This window comes from Agreia bicolorata, from assembly GCF_000938265.1.
Taxonomy (GTDB): Bacteria; Actinomycetota; Actinomycetes; order Actinomycetales; family Microbacteriaceae; genus Agreia; species Agreia bicolorata.
Genome location: NZ_JYFC01000003.1, coordinates 513795 through 537772, shown reverse-complemented (window position 1 = coordinate 537772; position 23978 = coordinate 513795). Strand labels below are relative to the sequence as shown.

The 23978-nt window shown below is 66.6% G+C and carries 30 protein-coding genes and 1 pseudogene; 13 read left to right on the top strand and 18 right to left on the bottom strand.

Annotation, left to right across the window (positions count from 1 at the left end; translation table 11 throughout):
- The first annotated feature begins 28 nt into the window (after positions 1 to 28).
- Positions 29 to 1123: an S-(hydroxymethyl)mycothiol dehydrogenase gene (locus TZ00_RS09400; protein WP_044441082.1), complete on the top strand. Its 1095-nt coding sequence runs from the start codon at positions 29 to 31 to the stop codon at positions 1121 to 1123.
- The gene (locus TZ00_RS09395) at positions 1123 to 1752 is read left to right on the top strand and encodes an MBL fold metallo-hydrolase (RefSeq protein ID WP_044441081.1); all 630 of its coding nucleotides are present in this window, start codon (positions 1123 to 1125) and stop codon (positions 1750 to 1752) included. Before TZ00_RS09400 ends, TZ00_RS09395 begins: the two co-directional genes overlap by 1 nt.
- A gap of 104 nt (positions 1753 to 1856) precedes the next feature.
- On the opposite strand, the gene TZ00_RS09390 is transcribed toward TZ00_RS09395, so the two are convergent.
- Positions 1857 to 2471: an HAAS signaling domain-containing protein gene (locus TZ00_RS09390; RefSeq protein ID WP_044441080.1), complete on the bottom strand. Its 615-nt coding sequence runs from the start codon at positions 2469 to 2471 to the stop codon at positions 1857 to 1859.
- Positions 2468 to 2803: a PadR family transcriptional regulator gene (locus TZ00_RS09385; RefSeq protein WP_044441079.1), complete on the bottom strand. Its 336-nt coding sequence runs from the start codon at positions 2801 to 2803 to the stop codon at positions 2468 to 2470. The genes TZ00_RS09390 and TZ00_RS09385 overlap by 4 nt, the downstream gene beginning before the upstream one ends.
- Before the next feature lie 71 nt (positions 2804 to 2874).
- On the opposite strand from TZ00_RS09385, the gene TZ00_RS09380 reads away from it, so the two are divergent.
- From TZ00_RS09380 to TZ00_RS09370, 3 genes and pseudogenes are all read left to right on the top strand, one after another.
- Positions 2875 to 3243, top strand: a complete 369-nt coding sequence (locus TZ00_RS09380; protein ID WP_044441077.1) for a pyridoxamine 5'-phosphate oxidase family protein — start codon at positions 2875 to 2877, stop codon at positions 3241 to 3243.
- 7 nt (positions 3244 to 3250) lie between these two features.
- Positions 3251 to 3757, top strand: a complete 507-nt coding sequence (locus tag TZ00_RS09375) for a GNAT family N-acetyltransferase (protein WP_044441075.1) — start codon at positions 3251 to 3253, stop codon at positions 3755 to 3757.
- Positions 3758 to 3911: 154 nt separating this feature from the next.
- A pseudogene (locus TZ00_RS09370) lies at positions 3912 to 4747 on the top strand (alpha/beta fold hydrolase).
- Positions 4748 to 4760: 13 nt separating this feature from the next.
- Here the strand turns inward: TZ00_RS09370 and TZ00_RS09365 are convergent.
- The 9 genes from TZ00_RS09365 to TZ00_RS09325 all read right to left on the bottom strand — a co-directional run bounded on the left by TZ00_RS09365 (position 4761) and on the right by TZ00_RS09325 (position 11402).
- Entirely contained in the window at positions 4761 to 5222 is a 462-nt protein-coding gene (locus TZ00_RS09365) for a GNAT family N-acetyltransferase (protein ID WP_044441073.1), read from the bottom strand.
- Between the two features lie 33 nt (positions 5223 to 5255).
- Positions 5256 to 6479, bottom strand: a complete 1224-nt coding sequence (locus tag TZ00_RS09360; protein WP_044441071.1) for an FAD-dependent oxidoreductase — start codon at positions 6477 to 6479, stop codon at positions 5256 to 5258.
- Positions 6480 to 6532: 53 nt separating this feature from the next.
- Entirely contained in the window at positions 6533 to 7468 is a 936-nt protein-coding gene (locus TZ00_RS09355; protein ID WP_044441465.1) for an NADP-dependent oxidoreductase, read from the bottom strand.
- A gap of 284 nt (positions 7469 to 7752) precedes the next feature.
- Entirely contained in the window at positions 7753 to 8253 is a 501-nt protein-coding gene (locus TZ00_RS09350; protein WP_044441068.1) for a MarR family winged helix-turn-helix transcriptional regulator, read from the bottom strand.
- A 61-nt stretch (positions 8254 to 8314) separates the two neighbouring features.
- Positions 8315 to 8770 (bottom strand): GAF domain-containing protein, encoded by a 456-nt coding sequence (locus tag TZ00_RS09345; protein WP_044441066.1) that lies wholly within the window; start codon positions 8768 to 8770, stop codon positions 8315 to 8317.
- A complete protein-coding gene (locus TZ00_RS09340; protein ID WP_044441064.1) occupies positions 8767 to 9417 on the bottom strand; it encodes a LysE family translocator in 651 nt (216 codons plus the stop codon). Before TZ00_RS09340 ends, TZ00_RS09345 begins: the two co-directional genes overlap by 4 nt.
- A gap of 71 nt (positions 9418 to 9488) precedes the next feature.
- A complete protein-coding gene (locus TZ00_RS09335) occupies positions 9489 to 10052 on the bottom strand; it encodes a DapH/DapD/GlmU-related protein (protein ID WP_202965834.1) in 564 nt (187 codons plus the stop codon).
- 18 nt (positions 10053 to 10070) lie between these two features.
- Positions 10071 to 10721, bottom strand: a complete 651-nt coding sequence (locus TZ00_RS09330; RefSeq protein WP_044441062.1) for a TetR/AcrR family transcriptional regulator — start codon at positions 10719 to 10721, stop codon at positions 10071 to 10073.
- Between the two features lie 36 nt (positions 10722 to 10757).
- Positions 10758 to 11402, bottom strand: coding sequence for a phosphoribosylanthranilate isomerase (locus TZ00_RS09325; RefSeq protein ID WP_044441060.1), 645 nt, complete (start codon positions 11400 to 11402; stop codon positions 10758 to 10760).
- 69 nt (positions 11403 to 11471) lie between these two features.
- Here TZ00_RS09325 and TZ00_RS09320 point away from each other — a divergent pair, with 69 nt between their 5' ends.
- The 4 genes from TZ00_RS09320 (at position 11472) to TZ00_RS09305 (ending at position 15379) form a co-directional block, all read left to right on the top strand.
- Positions 11472 to 12350, top strand: a complete 879-nt coding sequence (locus TZ00_RS09320) for a siderophore-interacting protein (protein WP_052521435.1) — start codon at positions 11472 to 11474, stop codon at positions 12348 to 12350.
- Positions 12351 to 12420: 70 nt separating this feature from the next.
- Complete coding sequence (locus TZ00_RS09315; protein WP_084606016.1) at positions 12421 to 13371, top strand: ABC transporter substrate-binding protein; 951 nt, start codon at positions 12421 to 12423, stop codon at positions 13369 to 13371.
- On the top strand, positions 13368 to 14366 hold the full coding sequence (locus TZ00_RS09310) for an iron chelate uptake ABC transporter family permease subunit (RefSeq protein WP_044441056.1): 999 nt from the start codon (positions 13368 to 13370) through the stop codon (positions 14364 to 14366). The genes TZ00_RS09315 and TZ00_RS09310 overlap by 4 nt, the downstream gene beginning before the upstream one ends.
- A complete protein-coding gene (locus TZ00_RS09305; protein WP_044441054.1) occupies positions 14363 to 15379 on the top strand; it encodes a FecCD family ABC transporter permease in 1017 nt (338 codons plus the stop codon). The genes TZ00_RS09310 and TZ00_RS09305 overlap by 4 nt, the downstream gene beginning before the upstream one ends.
- A 27-nt stretch (positions 15380 to 15406) precedes the next feature.
- Here TZ00_RS09305 and TZ00_RS09300 read toward each other — a convergent pair whose 3' ends face one another.
- The 5 genes from TZ00_RS09300 to TZ00_RS09280 all read right to left on the bottom strand — a co-directional run bounded on the left by TZ00_RS09300 (position 15407) and on the right by TZ00_RS09280 (position 18738).
- Complete coding sequence (locus TZ00_RS09300) at positions 15407 to 15661, bottom strand: DUF4287 domain-containing protein (RefSeq protein WP_044441053.1); 255 nt, start codon at positions 15659 to 15661, stop codon at positions 15407 to 15409.
- A gap of 76 nt (positions 15662 to 15737) precedes the next feature.
- On the bottom strand, positions 15738 to 16226 hold the full coding sequence (locus TZ00_RS09295) for a hypothetical protein (protein ID WP_044441051.1): 489 nt from the start codon (positions 16224 to 16226) through the stop codon (positions 15738 to 15740).
- Positions 16227 to 16228: 2 nt separating this feature from the next.
- Positions 16229 to 16693 (bottom strand): hypothetical protein, encoded by a 465-nt coding sequence (locus tag TZ00_RS09290; RefSeq protein WP_044441049.1) that lies wholly within the window; start codon positions 16691 to 16693, stop codon positions 16229 to 16231.
- A 231-nt stretch (positions 16694 to 16924) separates the two neighbouring features.
- The gene (locus tag TZ00_RS09285; protein ID WP_044441047.1) at positions 16925 to 17551 is read right to left on the bottom strand and encodes a response regulator transcription factor; all 627 of its coding nucleotides are present in this window, start codon (positions 17549 to 17551) and stop codon (positions 16925 to 16927) included.
- The gene (locus TZ00_RS09280) at positions 17548 to 18738 is read right to left on the bottom strand and encodes a sensor histidine kinase (RefSeq protein WP_044441045.1); all 1191 of its coding nucleotides are present in this window, start codon (positions 18736 to 18738) and stop codon (positions 17548 to 17550) included. The genes TZ00_RS09285 and TZ00_RS09280 overlap by 4 nt, the downstream gene beginning before the upstream one ends.
- Positions 18739 to 18901: 163 nt before the next feature.
- Between TZ00_RS09280 and TZ00_RS09275 the strand changes: the two genes are divergently transcribed.
- Entirely contained in the window at positions 18902 to 19966 is a 1065-nt protein-coding gene (locus TZ00_RS09275; RefSeq protein WP_044441043.1) for an ABC transporter permease, read from the top strand.
- Positions 19963 to 20670 carry an ABC transporter ATP-binding protein gene (locus tag TZ00_RS09270; protein WP_044441041.1) on the top strand — a complete coding sequence of 236 codons (708 nt, stop codon included), beginning with the start codon at positions 19963 to 19965 and terminating at the stop codon, positions 20668 to 20670. The genes TZ00_RS09275 and TZ00_RS09270 overlap by 4 nt, the downstream gene beginning before the upstream one ends.
- A gap of 40 nt (positions 20671 to 20710) precedes the next feature.
- Here TZ00_RS09270 and TZ00_RS09265 read toward each other — a convergent pair whose 3' ends face one another.
- On the bottom strand, positions 20711 to 22210 hold the full coding sequence (locus TZ00_RS09265) for an MFS transporter (RefSeq protein ID WP_084606015.1): 1500 nt from the start codon (positions 22208 to 22210) through the stop codon (positions 20711 to 20713).
- Positions 22211 to 22328: 118 nt separating this feature from the next.
- On the opposite strand from TZ00_RS09265, the gene TZ00_RS09260 reads away from it, so the two are divergent.
- Together TZ00_RS09260 and arr are read left to right on the top strand one after the other, a co-directional pair.
- Positions 22329 to 22976 carry a TetR/AcrR family transcriptional regulator gene (locus tag TZ00_RS09260; RefSeq protein ID WP_202965833.1) on the top strand — a complete coding sequence of 216 codons (648 nt, stop codon included), beginning with the start codon at positions 22329 to 22331 and terminating at the stop codon, positions 22974 to 22976.
- A gap of 9 nt (positions 22977 to 22985) precedes the next feature.
- On the top strand, positions 22986 to 23396 hold the full coding sequence (gene arr, locus TZ00_RS09255) for an NAD(+)--rifampin ADP-ribosyltransferase (protein ID WP_044441039.1): 411 nt from the start codon (positions 22986 to 22988) through the stop codon (positions 23394 to 23396).
- A 119-nt stretch (positions 23397 to 23515) separates the two neighbouring features.
- Here arr and TZ00_RS09250 read toward each other — a convergent pair whose 3' ends face one another.
- On the bottom strand, positions 23516 to 23920 hold the full coding sequence (locus TZ00_RS09250) for a hypothetical protein (RefSeq protein WP_139368708.1): 405 nt from the start codon (positions 23918 to 23920) through the stop codon (positions 23516 to 23518).
- Positions 23921 to 23978 lie beyond the last annotated feature (58 nt).

Here is a 23978-nt window from a genome sequence, read left to right as displayed (position 1 = left end):
CCCCACCCGCGCACAAAGGAGCCCCTCCATGTCCACCACCGTGACCGGCGTGATCGCCCGCTCGAAGGGCGCACCCGTCGAGCTGACCACCATCGTCATCCCCGACCCCGGGCCAGGCGAGGCTGTGGTCGACATCGAAACGTGCGGCGTCTGCCACACCGACTACCACTACCGCGAGGGCGGAATCAGCGACGACTTCCCCTTCCTCCTCGGCCATGAGGCAGCGGGTCGGGTCAGCGCGATCGGCGAGGGCGTCACCAATGTGAAGGTCGGCGACTTCGTCGTGCTCAACTGGCGCGCGGTCTGCGGCGAGTGCCGCGCATGCCTGCGTGCCGAGCCCTGGTACTGCTTCAATACCTTCAACGCCACGCAGAAGATGACCCTCGAAGACGGAACCGAGCTCAGCCCGGCCCTCGGCATCGGCGCGTTCGCCGAGAAGACGCTCGTGCACGCCAAGCAGTGCACGAAGGTGAATCCGGATGCCGACCCCGCCGCCGTCGGCCTGCTCGGCTGCGGCATCATGGCCGGCCTGGGCGCCGCCATGAACACCGGCAACGTCACGCGCGGCGACTCCGTCGCGGTCATCGGATGCGGCGGCGTGGGTACCGCTGCGATCGTCGGTTCGCAGCTGGCCGGTGCGAGCACCATCATCGCCATCGACCGCGACGCCAAGAAGCTCACCAAGGCTGCAGCCCTCGGAGCGACCCACGTGATCGACTCCAGCGACCTCGACGAGGCCGGGGTGGTCGCCGCCGTGCAGGAGCTCACCAACACCTTCGGCGCCGATGTCGTGATCGATGCGGTCGGTCGCCCTGAGACGTGGCGCCAGGCGTTCTACGCCCGCGACCTCGCGGGAACCGTCGTTCTCGTCGGCGTTCCCACGCCCGACATGATGCTCGAGATCCCCCTGCTCGACGTCTTCGGCCGTGGCGGCTCCCTCAAATCGAGCTGGTACGGCGACTGCCTGCCCGAACGCGACTTCCCCATGCTCACCGACCTGTTTCTGCAGGGCCGTCTGCCCCTCGACGAATTCGTGACCGAGCGAATCGGCATCCACGACATCGAAGAGGCGTTCGCCAGCATGGCGAGCGGCGATGTGCTGCGTTCGGTGGTGGTTCTGTAATGGCCGCCCGCATCGAGAACCTGGTCACCAGCGGCACCTTCAGCCTCGACGGTGGAACGTGGGATGTCGACAACAACGTGTGGATCGTCGGTGACGAACGCGAGTGCGTCGTGATCGACGCCGCCCACGATGCCGACGCCATCCTGGCCGCCGTCGGCGACCGCACGCTCGCCGCGATTCTTCTGACGCACGCCCACAACGATCACATCGACGCCGTGGCCGCGTTGCAGGCCGCAACCGGCGCGCCGGTGCTGCTGAACGACGGCGATCGGATGCTCTGGGACGCGGTCTACCCCGACGCCTCGCCGAGTTCCGGCCTGGTCGATGGCCAGATCGTCACGGTCGCCGGCATCGAGCTCGAGGTGCTGCACACGCCCGGGCATTCGCCCGGAGCGGTCTGCTTCTTTGCCCCGTCGCTGGGCACGGTTTTCAGCGGAGACACCTTGTTCAATGGTGGGCCGGGCGCGACCGGCCGTTCGTACAGCGACTTCGGCACGATCATCGAGTCGATCAGCACCAAGCTGCTGACACTGCCCTCCGACACCGTCGTGCGAACGGGTCACGGCGACTCGACCACGATCGGCGCAGAGGCCCCGCACCTCGAGGAGTGGATCGCGCGCGGCCACTGACCGGCGCGCTCGTTTTCAGGAAAAGTCGGCAAAATCGGCCACGTTCGCACGCCGTGATGCGGTTTCTCCTGCATTAGAGCGACGCCTTCCGCGGGCCACTCGGGTTAGGGCAGCGGCTGCGCCCGCCATCCGCGCTTGTTGGCTCGCACCGCCAGCACGACGCCCTCGATGGGCAGCACAACATACGGAATAAGCACGGTCAGATGCCATCCGAACGGGAATCCCCAAGGAATGAGCGGGTTCGTCGTCTCGGACGCGGTCTCCTGGCCCGTCATCGAGGTGATCGCCAACACTGCAGCGACGACAAAGATCGTCGCAAGCGGAACGAGCCAGGCTACGAGCTTCTCGAAACGTGTCCACGCCTTCGCCATGCTGACCCACACGAGGCCGACGAGTGGGCCGAGAAGCGGCAGGATAAAGGCACCGACGATGAGCACGACCACGGCGACAATCGAGAACGTGCGGCCCGGAACGGGTTCGGCTGCCACGGGCGCTGGGGGCGTGGGAGCAGGAGGCAGCTCGGCGCGAGCCTCAGCAGCAATCAACGCCGGGTCGTCCATGTCGGCGATACGCGCAGCCGCCGCCTGGTCGTCTAGGCCTGCAAGTTCTTCGCGGATGCCCGACACGATCTCGAAGCGCACGTCGGGGTCGACTCCGGCGAGCGCCGCGTCGAGACGCGCAAGGTAGGTCTTCACGGTGTTCGACGTCTGTTCGGTCATGAGCTGCTGTCCTTTCCGACGAGCTGATGCACGGTGGCGGCGAAGGGTGTCCATTGCAGCCGGAACGATTCGAGCTGCACCTCGCCCTGAGCTGTGAGCCTGTAGTACTTGCGCACCGGCCCGGAGGCCGATGCCTCGTCGTACGCGGTGACGAGCCCTTGACTGCGCAGGCGGGCCAGCATCGGATACAGAGTGCCGATGCTCGCGATCAGGCCACTCGAGACGAGGCGCTCCGACAGCTGCCAGCCATACATCGCCTCGCGCGAGAGCAGCCCGAGCACGCAGAACTCCACAACGCCCTTGCGCAGCTGTGTGCCAACATCCACTACCATGCATAACACGTTACGTGCCATGCAAGATAGGTGCAAGTGCGAGGCGAGGAGTTGCTCGCAATACTGGTCAGATGACATCATCCGCCGATACACCCTGTGCGTGGTTCACCACGTTGCGCGCAGATGGATCGCCGCATACGACCTCGGTCTGGTTCGTCTTGGTCCAAAACGCCTTCTGGATCGCATCCGCGGCGACAAACGTGAAAGTGCGAAACGTCACCGCAGACGATCGGGTCTCCCTCGCCATTGACGGTTCGGCACCTGACCCGCACGTTGCCCAAGGCCGGGCTCTCGTCCACCGCGAGATCGCCGAGTTCGCCGACGTCGTCTCTCTCTTCGCGCAGAAGTACAACGGCTGGAACGTTCTCGATGAGACGGTGGACGGCCCGCGAGTGCTCCTCCAGATCTCCGTCAAGCGATGGCTGCTCGGTGGGAGCTAGGAGCCCCATGGATCTCATCACCGTGCGACGAGCCGACCTCGCGGGACCCGATCGTGAACAGGTACGTCTTCTCGTCGAGGCCTACCTGAGGCAGACCGAGCTCGAGAAGGCCGAACAGCAGGGCGAGGCGCCCGCCGACGCCGCCCTTCCCGCGCGCTACAGAGCAGAAATCCACGACCCGGCGACAGCGTACGACAATGGGGTCGTTCACGTCGCCGAGGCAGACGGCGAACTCGTCGGGATCGTCGTCGTTCAGAGGAGCGGCGCGACGAGGGAAATCAAGCGGCTCTGGGTCGATCCGCGCGCCCGCGGCCGGCGGGTCGGCTCCGCGCTCCTCGATGCGGCGATCAGCCTCAGGGACCTACCCGTGCGGCTCACAGTGTGGGAGTGGCGCGATGACGCCATGCAGCTCTACCGCGCGCGCGGTTTCGCCGTGGTGGAATCGTGGGAGGAAAGGCCGAGGCTGGTGTGCATGCAGCTGGAGCCAGACCCGACCCTTGATTGCGACGGATGATCGGGCCTCACTGAACAGATGTCAAACCCTCGGATTCTCCATAGATTGAGCGGTCGAGCCGCGTTATTGTGAGAGCGCGCTCATCGACGAGCGGAATTCCCACAGGAAGTCGTTCCGAGCACGACTTGGTTCGACACGAAGATGGAGGTCAATCATGGCGTTTGTGACAGCCGAAGACGGCACAGAGATCTATTACAAAGACTGGGGATCGAGGACGCCCAGCCCATCGTGTTCCACCATGGCTGGCCCCTGTCCAGTGATGACTGGGATGCCCAGATGCTCTACTTCCACTCGAAGGGTTTCCGCGTCATCGCGAGCGACCGCCGCGGCCACGGCCGGTCGACCGACATCGGCACCGGTCACGACATGGACCACTACGCGAGCGACGTCTCCGCCGTGGTCGAGCACCTCGACCTGAAGAACGCCATCCACATCGGTCACTCCACGGGTGGCGGCCAGGTCGCGCGCTACGTCGCCAAGCACGGCGAGCCGCAGGGTCGCGTGGCGAAAGCCGTGCTGGTCGCAGCAGTACCACCACTGATGGCGCAGACCGATGCCAACCCTGAGGGAACGCCGATCGCGGTATTCGATGGGTTCCGTGAAGCCCTGGCCGCCAACCGGGCCGAGTTCTTCGAAGCCGTCGCATCCGGCCCGTTCTACGGTTTCAACCGCGACGGAGCGACTCTCTCACAGCCCGTGGTCGACAACTGGTGGCGGCAGGGCATGACCGGCAGCGCGCTCGCGCACTACGAGGGCATCAAGGCGTTCTCCGAGACCGACCAGACAGAAGATCTGAAGGCGATCTCCGTTCCTGTTCTTGTGATGCAGGGTGACGACGACCAGGTCGTGCCGTACAAGGATGCGGCGCTCAAGCAGCACGAGCTGCTCAGCAACTCGACGCTGAAGATCTACGAGGGCTACCCGCACGGCATGCTGACGACGCACGCCGACGTCATCAACCCCGACCTTCTGGACTTCATCCAGCAGTAGCGCGTTGCACAGCTCACGCAGCATCCGGAAGCGCGCACGACCATGCGACCTCGCGCCCGAGCTGACCTGTCTCGACGAACAGGCGCACCTGATGGGTGTCGGCGAGAGCGGTGGCCAGCTCGTCGCGGTCGGCAGCGGCGAAACCGAGCTTCTGCCAGAACGGGCCCGAGCGCCGCGAGAAGAGCCATGCACGTTCGGCTCCCGCGTCCCGCGCCGCATCCATCGCGAATCGGGCGAGCCGAGAGCCCGATCCAGCTGTGCGACGCTCCGGCGCCACGGCGACGCTGCGAATCAGCGCGTGCCGGGCATCCGCGCTCAGCTCGAAGCCCGTGCTGCCGACGATGTGGCCGCTGCCGTCTCGCTCAACCCACAGCCGCACTCCGGGCGCATCGAGCCCAGCCAAAGTCAGGTCGGCCTGCTCCAGAAAATCTCGAATCGGGCCGATGTCGAAAGGGGACACTGGATCGAGTTCCATACATCGAGTATGCCTACCCTCGATGCGTCGGGCTTATCTGCGCGCAAATGCGGGGATGCGCTCGGGACGCGGGCCAATCCCGATGAAGCGCGCAGTCAGCCCGGTGATGGCCGGCGCACGCCGCGCGATCGCGACGAGAAGGCGAGGCGGTTGGGCGATTCTGCCCTCAAGCGCCGGGCCTATGAGTCGCCTGTGCAGAACGCGTTGCAGGCTCTGGATGAGGACGGTCGGCAGCGTCCGGCGTCTGCGCACCTTGGCCAGCACCCCAGATCCACCGTCGCGGAACTCGCCCCGCAGCAGCGGCTCGGCGACAATGCGAGCCGTGGCCACGGCATCCTGAACCGCCAGATTGATGCCGACGCCGCCCACCGGTGACATGGCATGCGCGGCGTCCCCGATGCAGAGCAAGCCCGGGCGATGCCACCTCGTGAGGCGATCGACCTTGACGTCGAGATGCTTCACGTCGTCCATCGACGAGAGGCGGTGCACGTCGGCGGCGATCTCGGGGACGAGCGAGGCGACATCGGCGCGGAGGGCCTCGATTCCTCTCGCACGCAGCGTCGCGTCACTTCCCTTCGGACCCAGCGAAGCGACCTGCACATAGCCCTTTCGGGGAATCGAGATCATGACATGGCCGGCATCGAGCCGAGGGATCAGCTGCTCACCGACATACGCCGCTGTCGTGACCCGGAACCACCACGCGTCGAACCCGACGGCGAAGGCCTTGACCGGGAGCTTCGCCGCAGCACGCACGACAGACGAGCGGCCGTCGCAGGCGACCACGAGATCGGCTCGGATCTCGCCCGGCCCGTCGGGCGACAGGTACGACACACCCACAGCGCGCCCACCCTCACGAATGACACCGGTCACCTCATGGCGCATCCGGAGCGTGTACGCGGATTCGGCAGCACCGGCGTCGGCGAGCAGGTCGAGCAGATCCCACTGCGGAACCATGGCTATGTATGGATGCGGCACCCTGAGCCGCCCGAAATCGGCCATGACCACATCGCCGTCGCCGTCGTTCAGCGACACCGATCTGATCTTCGAATGCGGCAGGGCGTCGAACCGGCCGAAGAGGCCGAGGTCGTCGAGCATCGTGAGAGTGCTGGGATGCACGGTGTCTCCACGGAAGTCGCGGAGAAAATCGGCGTGCTTCTCGAGGACGGTGGTGGTGATGCCGGCGCGCGCGAGCAGCAGGCCGAGGAAGAGGCCCGCCGGGCCTCCTCCGACGATGACGACACTCGCAGAAGTAGTCATGGCCCCACTCTGCCCCGACCGATGCCCCTCGCGCGACCCCGTCGGCACATCGACTAGCCGGCAGGAACGGCGACGATCTTGCCGCGCAACTCACCAGCGGCAGCCTTGGCATGGATCGCGGGCAGTTCGCTCAGCGGCACACGCTGGGCCACGTTGACCACGAGCTCACCACTGTCGACCAGCGCCACCAGCTGGTTCAGCTCGTCGACCTTGGCCTCCACGAAGACGCTCGCCGTGCGCACGCCGCGCTTCTCATCGCCGGGCGTGGCCATCCATGCTGTCGTGGCCACCACGATGCCGCCGTCACGAACGAGAGGCACAAGAGCCTCGAACTCCTCGGGACTGATGGGCGCCAGGTTCAGAAGAACGTCGACCTGTTCGGCGACGGCGTCGAGCACCGCGGTGCTGGCGTGGTCGATGACCTCATCTGCGCCGGCTGAACTGACGTCGTTACGACTGCGCGGGCTCGCCGTGGCGATCACATACGCACCCGCGTGCTTGGCGAGCTGCACGGCGTAGCCACCAACCGCTCCCCCGGCACCGGCGATGAGCACACGCTGACCGGCCTCGAGCCCCGCTAGGTCGAAAAGCGCCTGCCAGGCGGTGAGCGCCACCGACGGCAGGGCTGCGGCATCTGCAAGGTCGATGCTCGACGGCGCCTTCGCCAGAACGTCGGCAGGCGCAACCACGTATTCGGCCGCCGAGCCGTTGTCACCCATGGGGAGAAAAGCCACGACCGGGTCACCCACCTGAAAATCCGTCACGCCGTCGCCGAGTGCCTCGATGGTGCCCGACACGTCGTACCCGGGCACGTGCGGCAACACCACCAGGAACGGAAGAGTTCCTCCGCGAATGCCCGCGTCGGCCGGGTTGAACGCCGAGCCCGCAACTCGGATCAGAACCTGCCCCTCACCAGCCACGGGTTGCTCGGCATCTTCGTAACGCAGAACTTCAGGGCCACCGACTTCGTGAAAACGTACTGCCTTCATGATCTTCTTCTTTCTCTCATTGCTTCGAATGTGAAGCACTTGATCAGACGGTATCACCGCTTCGAATTCAAAGCAAGTGCTACGAATTCGCAATACATTCAAGGCTCGAGAGTGCTTCCAACCCGAGGTCAGAAGGCGCAATCGGCGGCAGCCCCTGACCGCCGCGCGCGGCCGCGCGGAAAGCGCCGCGGAAGAACGAACCGCCCCCTGCGGGGAATTGTCGGCCCGCCGGCCGAATAGTCAGGCGACCCGAGCATCCGGATGCATCGGGCCCGGTCCCGAGATCAGCTCGATTTGCGTCGCCGCGGCGCAGCAGACCGCGGCGGAGCGGCACGCATGTGGTCGCGGACCCGCCCCAGAACGTCGGCGAGAGAGGCGACATCGCCCGGCGTCAGCGGTTCGAGCAGCAGGTCGTCGAGCACAGCGATGTGGCCAGGGAAGACCTGGGCGAGAACGTCACGGCCCTGCTCCGTGATCGTGACTGTCGTGCCGCGTTCATCGTCGGGCGTTGGAGAACGAGTGACCAGTCCGCGCTGCTCGAGCAATTGCGCCTGGTAGGTGAGGCCGCTTCTGCTGTACACGACACCGTCGGCGAGCTCAGTCATTCGGTGGCTGCCCGTCGGCGAATCGCCCAAGCGGGCCAGGAGCTGGAACTGCACATAGCTGAGATCGCCGGCCTCACGAAGCTGCTGCTCGACCGAGTGCCGCAGAAGGCTGCTCACCTCGATGAGCGCGAAGTACGCACCCAACTGGGTGGGGTCGAGAGCACGAGGGGAGGAGGCCATAGCGCCAGTCTAACCATTGCTACGAACTTGAAGCAGTTCGGCGCCGGTCGGAGCTTCTCTTCTAGTGATCCTGATCGAGCGAAGCCAGAACCGGAACGATTCGCGCAGCGAGCAGGACTGCGGCGTCTACGGACGAGTGATCGTAACGTCCATCCGCATCGAGCAGGTTGATCGAGCCGATTACGGCACCCTCGTGAACGACCGGCACGTTGATGATTGCGCCGCACCCGAGCGACTCGATGAGCTCGTGGTCTGCGAAATTCTCACGAAGATGATCCACATCAAAACTCACCCATGGCCGTTGCTGCACCACGACTCGGTCGTACCACGGGTCGTCGTCTCCCTCTCGAAGCGGCTCATCCCGACCTCCGACCGGATAGTTCTCTGGATCAGTCGAGTACACCCGGATCATCTGGTCTTCATCGACATCGATGGTCGAGATAGTGACGAGTTTGGCGCCCGGGGATCGACGGGCGACCGCTGCTAGATCGTTAAAGGCCTCCTGCGCGTCGCTCATGAGTGCTGGCCGAATGCCAGTTTTCCACCGAGAAAGATCAGTGAGCCTCCGGTAACCCGGTCGATCCACTTGATGACACTGACGGAACGGAGTTTCGGCGCAAGGCGATTCGCTCCGACAACGATCAGCCCCAGCCAGGTCGTGCCGATGAGGCAGTGCACGCCGGCAAGCAGAAGTCCGACCCAGAGGGGAGAGTAGCCCGCTGGCACGAACTGGGGGATCGTCGCCATGTAGAAGACACCGACCTTGGGGTTCGTCAGGTTGGTGAGCAGCCCGAGCAGGAACCCGCTGCGAGCCTCAGCCACGCCTGCCGGTCGGCTGGGCGAAGCCGGTTCCGACGTCGTGTCCCGGTCACGTCGGAGTGTCTTCGCGATGATGGATACGCCCATAACGATGAGGTACCCAGCGCCGGCATAGCTGAGCACTGCATAGGCCACCTGACTGGCTGCGAGCAGGGCGGCGGCACCGGTGGCAGCAGCTGCTCCCCAGAGCAGCGTTCCGACCTGAATGCCCAGAATTGCAGCGCCTCCATATCGGCGTGACTTCGTCACAGTGCCGCGAATCACCAGCGCCGTGTCCAGTCCCGGAAGAATCGTGAGCAAGCCCACCACGAATGCGAACGAGAGAACAGCTTGGGCCAGTGTCATCGTGCCAATTTAGCGAGTATTCGTACCACCGTGGACGGCCTACTCAACGAGCGCAGCACGGCGTTCGCCCCCTATAGAGCGCGCATCTGCCGCGCCGGCACGCCGCCGACCAGAGTGCGCGGCGCGACATCCTTTGTGACCACCGCGCCCGCCGCAACAACGGCGTCATCTCCCACGGTCACTCCTTGCAGGATCGTCGCACCCGCCCCGATCCAGACGCCCCGCCCGATCCGGATCGGAGCGCAGGTGCACACCGAGCGGCGAGTGGCGGGGTCGAGAGAGTGCCCTCCACTGATCAGCTGCACATTAGGGCCGATCATCACGTCGTCACCGATGTCGATTCCCCCGACGACCACCGCCGTGCATCCGTGGTTCACAAAGACGTTTCGACCGAACCGCAGATTGCGTCCACCGTCTGGATAGAAGGGTGGCAGCACCCGCACCGTGGGGTCGAGCTCCTCACCGATGAGTTCGGCGAGGACCTCGCGCATCGCGGCGAAATCTCCCGGCGCCACCGCGTTGATGCGCGGAAGCAACTGCCATGCGCGCGCGACCTCCGAGGCCATCGCGCGAGACATCTCGGAACCACTCGCGAAGGTGATGCCGTTCGACTCTGCCTGTTCTCCGCTATCCACGGTCCGACAATAACAACGCTAACGGCGCCTGAGTTCGGTGAGCCCGCGCACCAGGCCGCGGAGGCCCAACTCGAATGCAGGCCCGGCAACCGGATCGTCGGGATCCGCCTCCTGGAGGGCGTGGAAGGCACGCGAGAAGGCGGGAAATTCGTCCTCCTGCCCTCGGGGGTCGAACAGAACCATCGGGCCGGACATGTCGAGTACCGACCCGAGCACAAACGACTCGAGCGCAGTGAGAATGGGCAGGATGTCGGAATCGGCCCAGCCGTCACGCCCGGCTGCGAGGGCGAACTCCTCATACACGCCCATGATGACGGGCGACGTCGATGCCTTCGACATCAGAAGCGGAATCAGCTTCGGGTGCGACGAGAATGCCGAGCGGTAGGAATGAGCCCAGGTGATCACGGCCTCGCTCCACGGCTCCTCGGCGAACGCGCTCGCGTCGATACTCGCAGAGACGATGCCCCTCAGCTCTTCGATCAGGTCGCTCTTGCTGTCGATGTGATTGTAGAGAGAAGAAGGGTCGACGCCGAGCTCGCGGGCGATACGCCGCATTGCGAGGGCTTCCGACCCCTCGCGGTCGATGAGCCGCAAGGCGGCGTCGGCGATCAGAGCCCGAGAAAGCAGAGGCTTGCTCGGTCGGCCTATGGCATTGGCGTTCGGTGCCATCCCTCTACGAGCGGCCTGTGTCGCGTGCTATCACCATCAAGCCAAGCTATCCGCACACCCGCGCGAAGTCGACCGTGCGTTATCCACGAAGCGCTCGATCAGCGCGTGATCCTTGACTCCAGGGGCGGACTCGACGCCGCTCGACACGTCGACTCCAGTCGGCCGTGCCTCTGCAACAGCCCGTGCCACATTCTCTGCATCCAGACCGCCCGCCAGCAGCCACGGGCCGGTCGGCCGCTGCTCGTGCAGGGCGCCCAAATCCCAGCGTTCGCCCGATCCGGCACGGGGCGAATCGATCAGCAGGATCTCTTCACCCCAGGACTCGAGATTCGCCTCTAGCTGTGTGTCGCCCAGCGAGGTGGCCCGCCACACACGCGGAAAGAGGGTGACCGTGCGCTCGACCTGCGGCCGGTCGAATCCGTGCACTTGCAGCACGTCGACGCCGCATCCATGCGCCGCCGATGCGGCCGCCTCGGGGCTGAGCCCTTTCGTCACCAGCACGGTGGTTGCGCGCCCCGCGGTGTGCTCGACGAGTCGACGCACCGTCTCTGCATCGACGAACCGAGGGCTGCCTTCGGCGATGACGAAACCGACGGCATCCGCCCCTGCCGCAACGGCCACATCGATTGCGGCCTCGGTGCGGAGGCCGCAGATCTTCACCAGGAAGGAGGAGGAAAGCATGCGAGCGAGCCTAGCGAACACAGCAGCCCGGAACGCGCCCGCCCGATGACTCCCGCTAGGCTCCCTCCGGTGACGATAGCGCCAGGAACCCCCGCATATCGCCTGTTCGATACCCGCGTCATCCGCACCCGCAGACTCACGCCAACCTTCGTGCGGGTCACGCTCGGATCGCCCTCGCTTCAGCATTTCGCTCCGTGGGGACTCGATCAACGCCTCAAGCTGATCTTTCCGCGCGCGGGAGGGCGAACAACGACGCAACCGTGGCACGGCCCCTTCTCCGCCAACGTCGACGGACTCCCCGTCGCCGAGTGGCGGGCCGCCCTGGCCGGCATGACCGCCGCCGAACGTCACGTCGCGCGCACCTACACGACGGGCAGTGCGCGCCCGCACGAGTGCGAACTCGACATCGACTTCTTCATCCACCACCCGACAGGGCCCGCTTCGACCTGGGCGACCACCGCCTCTGCCGGCGATCGCGTTCTGGTCTCCGGCCCGGATGCGCGAGCGAACGATCGGCTGCACGGCATCCAATGGCGGCCCGCCGAGCCGCCCGCAGTCGTTCTCCTGCTCGGTGACGAGACGGCGATTCCCGCCCTCAACGGGATCGTCGCATCACTCGGCGCCGACACCCGAGGCAGCATCGTGCTCGAGGCAGACGACGTCGATGCATGCCCGCCTATCGAGCGCGTTCCGAGCGGAGTGAGCGTGCGATGCGTCGCCCGCGCCGGCCGCCGTCCCGGCGACGCTCTCGCCGCCGCGGCGACGACATGGGCGGCATCGGATGCGCACCATGCGCGAGCCGCCGGTGCGGCTTTCTCCGCCTGGATGGCGGCGGAGAGCTCGGCGATACCGCACCTTCGCTCTGTGGTCGCCGACGCTGGAATCCCGCGCGAGTTCGTTCATTCCCAGGGGTACTGGAATTTCGGAGGGCACAGGGCGGCGAGTTAAGTAGGGTAGCCTAACCTTAGTCACAACCGCCGCCGACGCTTCAGCCCGACGCCGACCGAGAGAACTCTCAATGCCCCCGCTCAGCCCCGCTTCCCGCCGCCTCCGACGCCCCGCATTGCTCGTCGGGCTCGTGCTCGCCGCGTTGGCTCTCTCTGGCTGTTCGGCCGGATCGACAACCCCGGCCGCGACCGACTCGATGAATGCCGACACGATCACGGTCACGCACGCTCGAGGCGAAGCAGAGGTGCCGGCCCAAGCGAAGCGCGTCGTGGTGCTCGAGCCGGTTGCACTCGACGCCTCGGTCGCACTCGGAGTCGTTCCGGTCGGCGCCGCTGTTCTCAACGAGGCCGCCGGCATCCCCTCGTATCTCGGCAAAGCGGCGAGCGGCATCGAGACGGTCGGCACCGTGACCGAGCCCAACGTGGAGAAGATCGCCGCCCTCGCGCCCGACCTCATCATCGGAACCGAGTCGCGCCACTCTGCGCTGTACGACCAGCTGTCGTCGGTCGCGCCCACGGTGTTTCTCGCCTCTCAGGCAGACCCGTGGAAAGACAACGTGAAGCTGGTGGGCAAGGCTCTCAGCCTTGCCGACGCCGCCGACACCCTGCTCGCCGACTACGACGCCCGTTGCAACGAGGTCAAGGCTGAGTTCGCCGTAGAAGGCGAGACCGCGCAGCTCATCCGACCCCGCGACGGTCTGCTCACGGTCTACGGACCGGAGTCGTTCGCGGGCAGCACCCTCGAGTGTGTCGGCTTCACTACGCCAGTGAGAGACTGGCAGAACTCGATCTCGGTCGACCTGTCACCCGAAAAGGTTCTCGAAGCGAGCGCAAATCTCGTGGTTGTGACCACGACCAACGTCGACGACCCGTCGACCATGCCCGAGGCGATCACCGCCAACGCCTCGTCGTTTCCCAACGTGCACCTCGTCGACCAGTCGTACTGGATCACAGGAGTGGGGCCGATGGGCGGCCTCAAGGTGCTCGACGACATCGAGAGCATGCTCCGCGACGCTCGGTGACCCGTCGGTTCGTTCTCTTCGTCGCGGGGGCCTGCGCGCTCATCGCGCTGCTCGTCGTTCTCTCACTCGCGATCGGCGCGAACACGGTCTCTCTGCCTCAGCTCCTCGACACCCTGACGGGCGGCGGAACCGAGGAGTCGCGCTTCATCCTCTTCGACCAGAGGGTGCCGCGCACGGCAGCCACCCTCGTGGTCGGAGCCGGACTCGGCGGCGCGGGTGCGCTCATCCAAGCCGTCACGCGCAATCCGCTCGCTGATCCCGGAATCCTCGGCGTCAATGCTGGAGCTGCCGCCGCGGTGGCCGTCGCCATCGTGTTCCTGGGCGTCAACAGCCCCGGCCAGTATGTGTGGTTCGCCTACGCCGGTGCCTTCATACTGACGGTGGCGGTGTTTCTTCTGGGGTCGGCCGGCCCACGCCGGGCCGACCCGCTGACTCTCACCTTCGCGGGTCTCGCTGTCGGAGCCGTCCTCTCCGGACTCACCACAGGGCTCACCCTCACGAATCCCGACGCGTTCGAACGGATGCTCGGCTGGTCGGCCGGCAGCCTGCTCGGTCGAGGATTCGACGTGACCACCCCCGTGCTTCTTCCGCTGGTGGTGGGCATCGCCCTCGCATTGGCGAGCGGACCCGCACTCAACGCCACGGCGCTCGGCGACGACGTGGCGACGGCCCACGGCGTGAGTGTTCCGCGCACTCGGCTGCTGGCCGTGATCGCGATCACACTTCTCGCCGGAACGGCCACAGCCGTCGCCGGCCCCATCTCGTTCGTCGGCCTGATGATGCCACACGTCGTGCGGTGGATCGTCGGGGTCGATCAACGCCACATCATCGCCGGATCGATCGTCGCCGCGCCTGTTCTTGTGCTCGCCTCCGACATCGGGGGGCGACTCATCGCCCTGCCGGCAGAGATGCCGGTGGGTATCGTCACAGCCTTCGTGGGCGCTCCCGTTCTCGTGCTGCTCGTGCGACGTAGCCGGCGGGTTACGGGCCTGTGATCCGCCGCCCGCTCGGCCGAAGCCGCATCCGCCCCACCACAGTGAATCTGGCGCTGCTCGTTCTGCTCGCCGTTCTCGCCGCGATCGGAGCGATGTCGGGAGATTTTTCCATTCCCTTCGCCGAACTCATGAAAGTGGTCTCGGGCACCGCGAACGACCTGACAACGACGGTGGTTCTCGAGTGGAGGCTGCCCCGCATCGCGGCAGCCATCGTGGTCGGATTGGCGCTCGGTGTCGCCGGCGGGCTCTTTCAGACCGTCACTCACAACCCGCTCGCGAGCCCCGACGTGCTGGGGCTATCGAACGGCGCGTTCGTAGGGATGCTCGTATCGCTCATCGTGGCCGGTTCGTCTGTAGAGTCACGCACGATCGGTGCTCTGGTCGGCGGTCTCGCCACGGCACTCCTCATCTTCGCTTTCTCGCGCGGCGACGGATTCGGAGGCTTCCGCTTCATCATCGTGGGAGTCGCGATCTCGTCGATGGCCGCCGCATTCGGCACCTGGTTGCTGCTGCAGGTCGACCTCGACACCGCGCTGTTCGCCTCGGCCTGGGGCGCGGGCACACTCGCCGGCGTAACCGCCGGAGGTGTCGCGACGGCCGCGGTTCTCGTCGGCGTTCTACTCGCCGCGATTCCTTTGCACGTGCGCGCACTGCACCAGCTCGGTCTCGGCGACGATGTCGCCATCGTCACGGGAGTGCGCATCTCGGTCACGCGCATCACGATGCTCGCGGCGGGAGTACTCCTCGTCTGCGTTGCAACAACCGTCGCGGGGCCTGTGGCGTTCGTCGCCCTCGGGGCTCCGCAGATCGCACGGCGCCTCGTCGGCACCCCGCACATCCCGTTCCTGACGACAGCACTTTTCGGCGCCGCTATGCTCAGCGCCTCCGACCTGATCGCCCAGCACGCGCTGCCCGTGATGCTCCCTGTCGGCGTCGTCACCGTGGTCGTCGGCGGCTGCTATCTCGTGTGGTTCCTTGTTCGAGAAGGGCGTGCGGGGAGGCGCACCGGCTGATCGCTGGGTCGTTGAAACGTACGACCGTCACGGCTTGGCCAGGGCCGCCTTCACATAGGCGACGATCGCATTGGCGTGACCGTGGCCCAGCCCGTGCTCCGACTTGAGCACCGACACGACCTGCATGTGAGGGTGAGCGGAGAGTTCTGCAGCGGCAAGATCGAGCCACTCCTGAATCGGCTTGCCGTAGGTGCGTTCGATGCTCGGAAAGTACGAAGCTGGCCCCTTCAGCTTCGACCCGTCAGTGGGTTGCTCGGGCGCGAGAACACGATCGCTGGTCATGCAGCCACCATAGAAGACGCGGTTCGCCGCGACAACACTCCCGGAGACGGACCGGCGTGCGGTGTAGCCGGAGCGATCAGTCGACGGTCGAACACCGAGAGGTCGCCTTCATCACCAGCCTCTGCGGCTGCTCGGCGGTGAAGGCGTCCAGCGTGAAGAGCATCAGCGAGCGATTTGCGAGAGTGAGGGTCGATGGCCCCAGCGCCGAATCCAAGGTCGCGCTCCACCCCTCCTTGGCGCTGTAGGTCGCCGAGAGCTCGCGCACCCATCCGTTCAGATCGAACCCATCGACGACGACGATCGACCGCTCAACGGCGACGAGCGTTCCCTTTCCACCGTCGGGGCACGGCTCGGTTCGAATCGTGTCTGCGGCAGACACGATCGAGGGAGCCGACAGCTGCGCCTGCAGCTCATCCATGCCACTCGTCACCTCGGTCGTGACGTCATCGACGGTCAGCGAGTTCACTGACGACGAGAGAGCAAGGCCCGTGGCGACGATCCCCACGAGCAGAATCACGCAGGCAGCAGCGAGCGCCATCGTGGGGTGCTTCCGCAGCCAGCGCATCGTCAGCCGCCGTACTTCGCGCTGACCACGATCTCGGTTCCGTTGGCGCCGCATACCTTGTTCAGCTCGGCGGCGGCATCTGCTGTTGCCCCCACGGCGACATACGCATCGGGCGCGCCCGCCGCATCCGGAATCGAGGCCACGTCACTGGCCAAGTCTGCGATCTGCGCTTCGGCGCCCGGGCTCGCTCCCGCCGCCAGAGTGATCATCTTCGCCTTTGCATCGGCAACGAGCTGAGCCCAGCCGGCGGCGTCGAGCTCACCGCGTCGGTATCCCGAGTCGGCGTTGTTCGCATCACTCAGTACCGCCGAAGCCAGCTCGCATGCCTGGCCCAGACTGTCGGCAGCAGACGCGGTCGCGGTCGGGGTGGGCTCGTTCTCGGCAACACGATTCTCGCTCGCGCACCCGGCCAGCGCCACAGCACAGCACAGCAGCGACAGGCCAACCAACATTCGCGTGACTCGCATTGCGTTCTCTCCTCGGGTTGCCTGCCTCAAGTCTGCCCGGTTACTCGCGTGGGGCAAACGGTCGATGAGACCCGCCGTCCCACGCTGCTCGCGTGGGGCAAACGACGGACGGGGGCCGCCGAGCTGACCGAGAACGGGCGGAGAATCGCGCATCCGTCGCATATAGCGCGTCGGATCGCCGAATCTCCGCCCGTTCGGATCGTTCGGCCGCACGCCGGCCCCAGACGGCGCCTAACGCAGGATGCCGCGGGTGCGGGCCGCAGACACGGCCGCGGTGCGCGAGCTCACGCCCAGCTTCGTGAAGATGTGCGCGAGATGCGACTTCACGGTCGTCTCGCTCACGAACAGATCGCCGGCCACCTCCGTGTTGGAGCGGCCGGCCGCCACGAGCTCGAGAACCTCGATCTCCCGAGAGCTCAGACTCGCCTGGGGCGCCCGCATGCGGCTCAACAGTCGCGACGCGATCACCGGTGCGAGGGCGCTCTCGCCCGCCGCCGCCGCGCGCACCGCCGCGATGAGCTCGTGCGGCGGGGCGTCTTTCAATAGATACCCGCTCGCCCCGGCCTCGACCGCGCCCAAGATGTCGGCATCCGAGTCGTAGTTCGTGAGCACCAGAACGTAGGGCGCCGCGTCGAGAGCCCGGATGCGCCTGGTCGCGTCGGCGCCCGTGGTCTGCGATCGGGTGCCGAACTGCAGATCCATAAGCACGACATCCGGATTCTCGTGCACCGTCGCGGCGACGGCCTCGTCGGGCGACGCCGCCTCGGCGACGACCTCGATGTCTTCTTCGAGGCCGAACAGCGCGGCAAGCCCGGCGCGAACGATGGGGTGGTCGTCGGCGACGACGAGCCTGATCATGCGAGGCTCTCGAGCGCGAGCTCGACGCAGAGAGTCGTTCCGCGGCCTGGCTCGGACTTCACCGACAGCACGCCACCGAGCTGGTCGACGCGCTCCCGGGCCGCCTTCAAGCCGAACGAATCCGAGCGGCCGCCGCGAGCATCCGCCGCACCGGGATCGAAGCCCGCGCCGTCGTCGACGATCGTAAAGCGCAGGCCGGCACCGTCGGACTCGAGGGAGATCACGGCGGCCGAGGCCTCGGCGTGCTGGATGACATTGGCCACCGCGCCCTGGGCGATGCGCAGCAGCGCCGTCTGCAGGTGCATCGGCAGCTCGACGGAGTCGGCGACGCGTACCGTGACGCGCAACCCCTGTGCCTGCCACTGCCCCGCGGCCAGCCGGCGAAGCGCACCGCCGAGTCCGTTGTCGTCGAGGTCGGGCGGAGTGAGTTCGCGAATGAAGCGCCTGGCCTCGGCCAGGTTGTCTGCCGCGGTTTCGCGCGCGAGTCGGATGTGCTCCACGCCCGGCCGCTCGGGGTCTGCCCGCTCGGCCGCGTGCAAGAGCATCTGGATGCTCGACAAACCCTGGGCGAGCGTGTCATGAATCTCGCGGGCCAGCCGGGCGCGCTCCGCCAGCACTCCCGACTCGTGCTCCGTCGCGGCGAGCTGGCCCTGCGTCGCCAGCAGCTCCTGCATCAGAGCCTCGCGCTGCTGCGCCTCGCGGGCGAGCGCCTGATAGCCGAGACCGATGAGGAGCGCGACACCGGCGCCCACGAGCGGCCCCACGACGCCGCCGAGGGTCCACTCGCCATGGATGCCGAGGGCACAGATCGCGACGACGGTCGCGACCACGATCGCCGCCGACCCCCACCATCGGCCAAGCAGATGCAGATACAGAAAGAACAGGGGAAAGACGAGGTAGGCGGCCTCGGGTGTGAGCCACAGCAGGGCGATCCACTCGAGGGTGATCGCGGCCAGCCATGCCAAACCGACGACGCGGCGACGACCATGACCACGAGCCGCCCGAGCGGCCACTCCCCCGAGCGAATAGGTGGTGAGGAGCACGAGAACGAGGGCGACGATGACGCCGCTCACATCGGTCGGAGCGACGACGGCGCGAACGATCACCAACACCGCGAGCGCCGCGAAGAGAACGTGCAACCCGGTGCGCAACCCCACGAAGACAGGGGTGAGCGCGGTGTGAGCCATAAATCGAACTCTACGCGCCGACCTGCCCGCGTCATCGTTCGAAAGTACGACTGTGCAGCCGATAGATCGGCCGCCCTGCGCCGTGCCGGCGACGGATGCCTCGGGCCGGGTTCCGCGGAAAAGTGAAGAAGGTCACCGCACCGGTGTCACGAAAGGATGCTTTATGTTCGTCGCCCTCCGCGACCTGCGCTTCGCCCGAGGCCGGTTCGTTCTGATCGGCTCCGTGGTCGCCCTCATCACGATTCTCGTCGGCTTTCTCAGCGGGCTGACCGGCGGTCTCGCCACCCAGAACATCTCGGCCGTTCTGCAGTTGCCGGGCGACCGGATCGTCTTCTCGAGCCCGGGCGGCGAGGCCGCGAGCTACTCCGACTCGACCGTGACCGAGAAGCAGGCGGGGGCCTGGGCAGCGACCGACGGAGTCACCTCCGCCCAGCCGATCGGCATCACCCAGACCCGCGCAGAGGCGAGCGGCGCTCGAGCGGCGATCGCCGTGTTCGGCGTGCAGCCGGGCTTCACGTCGACCGCTCCCACGGAGAGCGGCCACGTGAGCCTTGCCGCCCCGACCGCGAAGGCCCTCGGGGTGAAGGCAGGCGGCTCCGTGACGATCGGAGGCGCCGACTACGTCGTCGACAGCGTCGGTGGAGATGCCTGGTACAGCCACACTCCCGTCGTCTGGATGACTCTCGGCGACTGGCAGACCTCCGCGGCGGCCACCGGCAGCCCCGACAGCTACGCGACCGTGCTGGCCGTATCCGGAACCCCCGATTGGAACGCGGCCGACACCGCCACGGCGACTGTCTCGACAAGCGTTCTCGGGTCACTGACCGCGCTCAGCGCCTTCCGCTCAGAGATCGGGTCTCTGCTGCTGATGGTGGCCATGCTCTTCGGCATCTCCGGCCTGGTCATCGGTGCGTTCTTCACGGTCTGGACGATGCAGCGCAAGGGCGACATCGCCTTGCTCAAGGCCCTCGGCGCGAGCACTCGGTCTCTGCGAAAGGATGCCTTGGGCCAGGCGCTCGTCGTTCTGGTCGCGGGCATCGGGGTCGGCCTCGCGGTCGTGACCGCGCTCGGGCTGCTCGCCGGGTCCGCGCTCCCGTTCTTGCTCAGCCCCGTCACCACCGTGTTGCCCGGCGTGATCATGATCGCGCTCGGACTCGCTGGAGCCGCGTTCGCACTGCGCTCCGTCACCTCTGCCGACCCCCTCACCGCCCTAGGGAGCACCCGATGATCCGCCTGAACGACATCACTCTGACCTTCGCCGACGGCGATACCCGCATCACGGCCATCGACCACGTGTCGCTCACGGCGCATCCGGGAACCGTGACCGGCATCACGGGGCCCAGCGGCTCGGGCAAGTCGAGCCTGCTCGCCGTGTCCGCCACGCTGATCCGGCCCGACTCGGGCGAGGTGCTCATCGACGGTGTCGACGCCGGCCGGCTGAGTGCGGCCGAGGCGACGGAGCTGCGCCGCGAGAAGATCGGCATCGTCTTCCAGCAGTCCAACCTGATTCCGTCGCTCACCGCACAAGAGCAGCTCATGGTCATGAACGAACTGGGCGGGCGGGGCACGCGAGCCGGGCGACGGAGCCGCGCCGTCGCATCCGATCGCGCAGCGATGCTTCTCGACGCCGTCGGCCTCGCCGACCAGCGGCACAAGCGGCCGCACCAGCTCTCGGGCGGACAGCGGCAGCGGGTGAACATCGCCCGCGCACTGATGAACGAGCCCAGCGCGCTGCTGGTCGACGAGCCGACGAGTGCGCTCGATCAAGAGCGGGGCGCGAGCATCATCGAGCTGATCCTGAGGCTCACCGACGAACTCGACACCTGCACCCTGCTCGTCACACACGACCTCGTGCACCTTCCCCGCATGCACGGTGTGCTGCGCCTGGTCGACGGGGCGCTGGTCGACAACCGCGTGGCGTCGGTGTCCTAGTCACCGTCACACGGCACCGAGCCTCAGTCGCGAAGGCGGTCTACTTCACGGACGTCTCGAGTTCGTCGAAGTCGTCGACTCCCGCATCCGCTGCCTCGCGACGGCGAGCGCGCAGCGATGGGGCAGCGAGAGCAGCAACGATTGCGACCACACCGACTCCGGCAGACGCCCAGAAGCCGATGGTGAATGCGTCGTCGGTGGGCGCGCCTTGCGCCGTGACGTTCGACGACAGCAGGGCCGCGATGACCGCGGTGCCGATGCTGCTGCCGATCGTGCGGATCACGGTGTTCGCGCTGATCGCCTCGCTGGTCTGCGACGCCGGAACGCTCTCGACGATCGCGTTGGAGAGGGCCGCGAGCGCCATGCCGATTCCGATTCCGGTGAGGATTCCCGAGACCAGGATCTGCCACTCCTCGGCATGACCGAGCGCGGGGATGAGGAACGCGATCGCCACGGCGACGCCGCCGATGATCATGGGGATCTTCGGCCCGATCTTGCGAATCAGGATGCCGGCGGCCACGCCGGACAGCACCATCGCGACGACGGTCGGCAGCAGGTAGAGCCCCGACTCGCTCACCGACTTTCCGAAGCCGTAGCCGAGCGCACTGGGCAGCTGCAGAAGGGTCGGAATGAGGATGAACGTGCCGAACATCGCGAAGCCGAACGCGAGCGCCACGACGTGGGCCGTCCACACACCGCGGTGCTTGAACAGGCGCATGTCGATCAGCGGTTCCTTCACGCGCAGTTCGACGAACACGAAGACCACGAGCGCGACGGCGCCGAGAATCAGCAGGCCGACGGTCTTGCCGTCGCCCCAGCCCCACTTCTGCCCCTCGCCGATGGCGAGCAGCAGGGAGACGAGACCCACAGACAGGATGCCGGTGCCCACCAGGTCGAGACGGCCCGGGGTGCGCCGGGTCGATTCCGGGATGCCGAAGATCGCACCGAGAAGGGCGATCGCCACGAGGATGGCCGGCAGCCAGAACAGCCAGTGCCACGAGAGCGCCTCGACGATCGGACCGGCCGCGACGATGCCGACGCCCGCGCCGATGCCGAAGATGGCCGAGAGCAGACCGATCGTCACGCTGACCCGCTCCCTCGGCAGCTCGTCGCGCACGATGCCGATGGAGAGGGGCATCACCGCGCCGGCCGCGCCCTGCAGCACGCGGGCCACGATCAGCACACCCAGGTTCGGGGCCAGGGCGGCGAGCACGGTGCCGACCAGCAGCAGCGCGAGCACAACGATGATCACCTTGCGCTTGCCGACCATGTCGCCGAGTCGGCCCAGGATGGGCGTGAGCACCGATGCTGAGAGCAGGTAGGCGGTGAGGACCCAGCTCGCGTCGGTCGTGGCCACACCGAGGTCGGAGCCGATCGTGCCGAGCGCCGGCGCGACGAGCGACTGCAGCGTCGCGAACGACAGTCCGCCCAGCGAGAGGAAGAGAACGATCGCGACGGACCGGGAACCGGGCGTCTTAGCGACCGCGTCGGACTGAGCGCGGACGGACCCGGTCGACGGGCCCTGGGTGGTGACGGACATGACTCTCCTCGATGTAAGCACGTGCTGACTTGATGAGTATTCACCACTGGATGACATCTGTCAACAATCGTTTACTTACATCGCCCACCGCAGGTACAGTGGATGAAGGAGTTGATACATGAGCAACGAGACACAGACGTCGACGGCAGGCCTCGGCGAGGCCGCAGTAGGTGCGGACGACGAGTTGATCCGCTCCGGCCGCGATGCCACGGCCACGCGGCGAGCTCTGGTGCGCGCGGCCCGACGACGCTTCGCGACAGACGGCTACCGCGCGACGACCGTGAGGCAGATCGCCTCCGACGTGGGCGTGAACGTGGCCCTGATCAACCGCTACTTCGTCTCGAAAGAGGGGCTGTTCGAGGCCTGCATGCTACGCACGTCCGACGAGCTCGAGACGCAGGCCCCGTCGAAGAGCATCAAGGAGGTCATCGAGCGCCTCATCGAACACATCGTCAACGCGCCCGACCGCGACGATCCCCTGCAACTGCTTCTGCTTCTGCGCTCCTCGGGAGACGAGAACGCCGACCTCATCCGCCGCAGAACCCTCGAGCACTTCACCCGTCGACTCGCTGCCGCAGCGGGCTGGAGTCCCGACGATCCCGACAGCGAGGCGATCCTCCTGCGCGCTCAACTCGCGATCGCGACCTCGCTCGGCGTCGTGATGCTGCGCACCTCGGCCGCCGTGCAGCCCGTGGCCTCCGCGAGCGGCGACGAACTGACCGAGCCCCTCCGGCAGGTGCTCCGGGTGCTGCTCGCGCCTGCTTAGGATGATGCCGTGAGCGACGCATTCGACAACGGCCCCTTCTTTCACGGCACGAAGGCCGACCTCCGCGTCGGCGACCTCCTCACGGCGGGGTTCAACTCGAACTATCGCCCCGAGATCGTGATGAACCACATCTACTTCACGGCTCTGAAGAACGGCGCGGGGCTCGCGGCCGAGCTGGCGGCGGGCGACGGCGCTCCTCGTGTCTATGAAGTCGAGCCAACGGGCGAGTTCGAGAACGACCCCAACGTCACAGACAAGAAGTTTCCAGGCAACCCCACCCGCTCGTATCGCAGCACCGCACCGCTCAAAATCGTCGGCGAGGTCACCGATTGGGAGCGCCTGACGCCCGAGGCTCTGCAGCACTGGCACGACCGCCTGGCCGCCCTCCGCGCCGACGAACGCGGCGAGATCATCAACTGACCCGCGAGTTCAACACTGAAGTACGGGAAATGGCCGCCTCAGGAGCTTCCGAAGCGGCCATTTTCCGCACCTCAGTGCGTCACGCCAACGCGCGGCGCGCTGTCCTCCATGGATGGAACCTAGAAGCCGCGGTGCACATTGAACGACGACGGCGTGCAGGTGTAGGTAGCCCCGTTCAACTCGTGCACACCGTTGCCGAGCCGCGCGCACGTCTGAGCGGCGTCGATCAGCGCGGGAACAGCCACAGCGGCGATGATCACGATGAAAAGCACACCGAGCCCCGCAATGATGATGCCCGCCAGAGCGAACCCGTTCGTGAATCCCGCGCGCTTCGACTTGACGAAGGCGATGATGCTCAGCGTCAGGCCGACGATGTTCAGCACGGCGATGAGCGAGAGCGCGAAACCGACGACCCCGAGCACGAAGTGAGGGTCTCGCTTCGCGACAGGGCCCGTGGCGAGCGCCTCTTCTGACGGTCCGGTCATCGGATCGGCGTGCGTCGTCACTGCTGGCTCATTCGTCATATCTGCACCTTAGTGGTCGCGATACGGCCGCAAGCGGCCTGCTCGACCAGCGCTGACT

Excerpts from the sequence above, each read along its gene's own strand:
- TZ00_RS09400 (WP_044441082.1), top strand. The coding sequence starts at position 29 with ATGTCCACCACCGTGACCGGCGTGATCGCCCGCTCGAAGGGCGCACCC.
- TZ00_RS09395 (WP_044441081.1), top strand. The coding sequence starts at position 1,123 with ATGGCCGCCCGCATCGAGAACCTGGTCACCAGCGGCACCTTCAGCCTC.
- TZ00_RS09390 (WP_044441080.1), bottom strand. The coding sequence starts at position 2,471 with ATGACCGAACAGACGTCGAACACCGTGAAGACCTACCTTGCGCGTCTC.
- TZ00_RS09385 (WP_044441079.1), bottom strand. The coding sequence starts at position 2,803 with ATGGTAGTGGATGTTGGCACACAGCTGCGCAAGGGCGTTGTGGAGTTC.
- TZ00_RS09380 (WP_044441077.1), top strand. The coding sequence starts at position 2,875 with ATGACATCATCCGCCGATACACCCTGTGCGTGGTTCACCACGTTGCGC.
- TZ00_RS09375 (WP_044441075.1), top strand. The coding sequence starts at position 3,251 with ATGGATCTCATCACCGTGCGACGAGCCGACCTCGCGGGACCCGATCGT.
- TZ00_RS09365 (WP_044441073.1), bottom strand. The coding sequence starts at position 5,222 with ATGGAACTCGATCCAGTGTCCCCTTTCGACATCGGCCCGATTCGAGAT.
- TZ00_RS09360 (WP_044441071.1), bottom strand. The coding sequence starts at position 6,479 with ATGACTACTTCTGCGAGTGTCGTCATCGTCGGAGGAGGCCCGGCGGGC.
- TZ00_RS09355 (WP_044441465.1), bottom strand. The coding sequence starts at position 7,468 with ATGAAGGCAGTACGTTTTCACGAAGTCGGTGGCCCTGAAGTTCTGCGT.
- TZ00_RS09350 (WP_044441068.1), bottom strand. The coding sequence starts at position 8,253 with ATGGCCTCCTCCCCTCGTGCTCTCGACCCCACCCAGTTGGGTGCGTAC.
- TZ00_RS09345 (WP_044441066.1), bottom strand. The coding sequence starts at position 8,770 with ATGAGCGACGCGCAGGAGGCCTTTAACGATCTAGCAGCGGTCGCCCGT.
- TZ00_RS09340 (WP_044441064.1), bottom strand. The coding sequence starts at position 9,417 with ATGACACTGGCCCAAGCTGTTCTCTCGTTCGCATTCGTGGTGGGCTTG.
- TZ00_RS09330 (WP_044441062.1), bottom strand. The coding sequence starts at position 10,721 with ATGGCACCGAACGCCAATGCCATAGGCCGACCGAGCAAGCCTCTGCTT.
- TZ00_RS09325 (WP_044441060.1), bottom strand. The coding sequence starts at position 11,402 with ATGCTTTCCTCCTCCTTCCTGGTGAAGATCTGCGGCCTCCGCACCGAG.
- TZ00_RS09315 (WP_084606016.1), top strand. The coding sequence starts at position 12,421 with ATGCCCCCGCTCAGCCCCGCTTCCCGCCGCCTCCGACGCCCCGCATTG.
- TZ00_RS09300 (WP_044441053.1), bottom strand. The coding sequence starts at position 15,661 with ATGACCAGCGATCGTGTTCTCGCGCCCGAGCAACCCACTGACGGGTCG.
- TZ00_RS09295 (WP_044441051.1), bottom strand. The coding sequence starts at position 16,226 with ATGCGCTGGCTGCGGAAGCACCCCACGATGGCGCTCGCTGCTGCCTGC.
- TZ00_RS09290 (WP_044441049.1), bottom strand. The coding sequence starts at position 16,693 with ATGCGAGTCACGCGAATGTTGGTTGGCCTGTCGCTGCTGTGCTGTGCT.
- TZ00_RS09285 (WP_044441047.1), bottom strand. The coding sequence starts at position 17,551 with ATGATCAGGCTCGTCGTCGCCGACGACCACCCCATCGTTCGCGCCGGG.
- TZ00_RS09280 (WP_044441045.1), bottom strand. The coding sequence starts at position 18,738 with ATGGCTCACACCGCGCTCACCCCTGTCTTCGTGGGGTTGCGCACCGGG.
- TZ00_RS09275 (WP_044441043.1), top strand. The coding sequence starts at position 18,902 with ATGTTCGTCGCCCTCCGCGACCTGCGCTTCGCCCGAGGCCGGTTCGTT.
- TZ00_RS09270 (WP_044441041.1), top strand. The coding sequence starts at position 19,963 with ATGATCCGCCTGAACGACATCACTCTGACCTTCGCCGACGGCGATACC.
- TZ00_RS09265 (WP_084606015.1), bottom strand. The coding sequence starts at position 22,210 with ATGTCCGTCACCACCCAGGGCCCGTCGACCGGGTCCGTCCGCGCTCAG.
- TZ00_RS09260 (WP_202965833.1), top strand. The coding sequence starts at position 22,329 with ATGAGCAACGAGACACAGACGTCGACGGCAGGCCTCGGCGAGGCCGCA.
- TZ00_RS09250 (WP_139368708.1), bottom strand. The coding sequence starts at position 23,920 with ATGACGAATGAGCCAGCAGTGACGACGCACGCCGATCCGATGACCGGA.